At 57.9% G+C, this 302-nt stretch carries 1 pseudogene; it reads left to right on the forward strand.

What is annotated here, in order from left to right:
• A pseudogene (locus EN852_RS42980) lies at positions 1–120 on the forward strand (glutathione S-transferase family protein); the annotation flags it as partial.
• Positions 121–302 lie beyond the last annotated feature (182 nt).

Raw genomic sequence — 302 nt, forward strand, 5'->3', positions numbered from 1 at the left:
ATCAAGGCGCATTATTACGGCAGCCACAGGTCGATCAATCCGACGGGAATTGTTCCGGTAGGGCCGGAGCTCGATTATGCCGCGCCGCATGATCGCGGGCGGTTTAGGAAGGCGGCGTGACCTGATCTAGGAGCAATTACTGAAAAAGTGTGAGCGGTTTTCCGCCCGGAGTTGCGTCGAAACAAAGAGATAGAGCGGTACTCTGCTTCCGTGAAACGGAGAACCGCTCTAGCGGAACGCCTCGGTGTCGGTGCGGGCTCGCCTGGCAAGTTCGGCCTTCAGCAGAGTTCTCCCAAATCGGC

This window comes from Mesorhizobium sp. M2E.F.Ca.ET.209.01.1.1 (genome assembly GCF_004010375.2).
In the GTDB taxonomy this organism is placed as follows: domain Bacteria; phylum Pseudomonadota; class Alphaproteobacteria; order Rhizobiales; family Rhizobiaceae; genus Mesorhizobium.